5 protein-coding genes are annotated in these 2546 nt (G+C 66.8%); all 5 read right to left on the reverse strand.

Features of this window, described 5'->3' with window-relative positions; translation table 11 throughout:
• A partial coding sequence (locus tag K2Z83_RS28140) for a GvpL/GvpF family gas vesicle protein (protein WP_220598489.1) occupies positions 1-595 on the reverse strand: 595 nt, incomplete at its 3' end.
• A 49-nt stretch (positions 596-644) separates the two neighbouring features.
• The gene (locus K2Z83_RS28145) at positions 645-950 is read right to left on the reverse strand and encodes a gas vesicle protein (RefSeq protein ID WP_220598490.1); all 306 of its coding nucleotides are present in this window, start codon (positions 948-950) and stop codon (positions 645-647) included.
• A 31-nt stretch (positions 951-981) separates the two neighbouring features.
• Entirely contained in the window at positions 982-1233 is a 252-nt protein-coding gene (locus K2Z83_RS28150) for a gas vesicle protein (protein WP_220598491.1), read from the reverse strand.
• 57 nt (positions 1234-1290) lie between these two features.
• On the reverse strand, positions 1291-1539 hold the full coding sequence (locus K2Z83_RS28155) for a gas vesicle protein GvpG (RefSeq protein ID WP_220598492.1): 249 nt from the start codon (positions 1537-1539) through the stop codon (positions 1291-1293).
• Positions 1540-1542: 3 nt separating this feature from the next.
• A complete protein-coding gene (locus tag K2Z83_RS28160; protein ID WP_220598493.1) occupies positions 1543-2310 on the reverse strand; it encodes a GvpL/GvpF family gas vesicle protein in 768 nt (255 codons plus the stop codon).
• Positions 2311-2546 lie beyond the last annotated feature (236 nt).

The following is a 2546-nucleotide window of genomic DNA, read 5'->3' on the forward strand; positions in this document are numbered from 1 at the left end:
CGGCGAGCCGCGTGTGGCTCTCGCGGACGCAGCCCTCGGCCAGCCGGCGCGACTCCTCCAGGATGAGCATATCGAGCTTCTTCTGGATCAGATAGGCCGCCCCGCTGGACATGCGGGCGCGCTGCGCCATCAGGCCGATCACCCGCTCGCTGGATGCGGCCACATAGTCGGCCACCTGCTGCGCGTCGGCGACGATCTTAACCCCCCACTCGCGCCGCCCCGTCAGGCGGGCCAGGGCGGAGCGGAAGATCGCGCCGTTGGCCCGCAGCATCGCCCGCACCCCGGCCTCATCGCAGAAGATCGTGCCGAAGCGCAGCGGGGCAACCGGCGCGCTGATGCCGGACAGCACCGCCTGGTGCGCGCGCGCGCGCGGCTCCAGCCAGGCTAGGTCGGACAGGCGCGCCTCAAGCTGCTCCGGGTCGAAGCGCTCAAGCGGCACCGGGCTCACCACCGCCGCCAGATCGCCCTCGCCGACACAGACCACCGGCGCGCCCGGCTCGACGCCCGGCCCAGCGGGGAGATCCGCGCCCGGCCCGGCGATCACCCCGTAGACGTAGTAGCCGAGCGCCTCGCTGTCCTGGACGATTGTCTGCATAGCACCACGATCCTTAGCGTATTGTGCGCGCATCACACAACACACGATACTAATCAGCCGGCGGGGCGAGGCGCTGCTCCAGGCGGGTCAGCCGCTCCTGAAGCAGCTGGTTCTCCGTCTCGAGCTGCCGCGCGCGCGTGGAGAGCAGCGGGTCGCTCTCCCACCAGTTGATCCCCATCTCGGCCGCCTTATCCACCGAGGCGATCAGCAGCCGCACCTTGATGCTCAGCAGCTCCACGCCCACCAGCGAGATCGAGATATCGCCAGCGATGACGATCCCCTTGTCGAGCACCCGCTCCAGGATATCGGCCAGGTTGGTCGACTGGGTGGAGTGCTGAAGTCCATAGGATGCCATGTCTCGTCTATCTTTCTGCGCGGCCGGGAGTCTACTCCTTCACCTGGCCGCGATAGTAGCGCTGGGTGCGCTGGTAGCTGAGCAGTGAGCCATCGCTGTCGAGCTGGATCTGGTAGGTGGCCAGCACATCGCTGCTATTGGGGATGCGCCGCATCTCGACCAGCTCGATCTCGACGACCCAGCCATCGCCCTCGCGCTTAAACCGCGAGACCGTATCGACCGGCAGGCTGGTGAGGGCGGCGATCTGATCGCGGGCGGCGCTGATGATCTCCATTGCGTTCATGGTCGTTCCTCTATAGGCGAGGGGCATACGGGCGACATCATCGCGACGCCCCCCGGCCTAGCGCTCACGCTGGCGGTCGCGGATCTCACGGAGGCGGGCGAGCAGCATATCCTCAGCGGCCATGTAGTCGTCCTCGCTGATCTCGCCCAGGTCCAGGCGCATCTCCAGCTCAGCGAGCTGCTGACGGACGCGCGTGGGGTTATAGAGCTCATTCTCGGCCTGCTCGGTGATCTGCTCGGCAACCCAGAGCACGCCGTTGATCGGCCCCATGAGCGGGAAGGTCAGGATGCTGCTGAGGATCCCCATCGGCTAGCTCCAGTGTACGGTAAGGCTGACGAAGTTATAGGGCGGCACCGGCCCGACATACTTGAACATCATCTGCGCGCCAAAGCGGGCGTCGAGATCATGTACTGCGGCATCGAACCGCGCCTCATCGGCGCGGTCGAGCAGGAAGGCCGCATTCACCACCATGCGATCCGTCAGCACCGGGTGGGTGACGAAGGTGCGCGCCAGCGGGCGCAGGGCGTCCATGATCTGCTCGCTGTCGGCCGCGCGCCGCTGCGTGACGGCCGCCTCGACGAGCTCGCCCAGACGAATCCGCTCGTAGTAGGTGCTCTCGGGCGGGCGCGGAGCGATGCTGTCGCGCAGCGTGCGGATATCAGGCTGCTGGTCGGCGATCTCGCGGAAGACCCGCTCGTCGGCCCAGAACGCCTTCAGGCCAAGCTCGATCCGGCCGTCGAGCTCGTCTAGCTGCGCCACGAGATCAGCGTAGCGCGGGGCGAGCAGCTGCTCCTGGATCGTCCCGGCGTCTGGGGCGACCACGCCAAAGCAGATCGGCAGCACGGTGTACTCCTGCATCACCGCCTCAAGCACCCGCGTGTGCGCCATCATATTGCGGCGCGAGCTATCGTACTCCTCATAGGGCGAGTCGCTGATCACCACCGCGAGATCGCGGTAGGGGAGCGTGTAGACGCGGAGTCCCTGCTCATGAATGCCACGGGCTGCGATCACACGCGCGTCAGCGCAGCGGATAATGCCGTAGACATATTTGCCGGTGAGGATATCTGTCTCGATCATAGGAGGCTCCGTCGATATGCGAGTGAGGTGGGCTGAGGAGTCTCCTCTCCTGCGAGCGCCCGCCCAGAACATGAGCGGCTAATACTCAAGCGTGAAGCCGGCCCATCTGGGGCTGCCATCCAGCTCTGGGGGAGTATCGGGCATAAGGCCAGAGGCGGGCGCAGCAGCAGGCGCATCGCCGCTTAGGGCGGCCAGTCGCTCCTCGACCAGCCGCAGGCGGGCGGCGGCGCGGGACT

Source organism: Oscillochloris sp. ZM17-4 (assembly GCF_019599295.1).
Lineage (GTDB): Bacteria > Chloroflexota > Chloroflexia > Chloroflexales > Chloroflexaceae > Oscillochloris.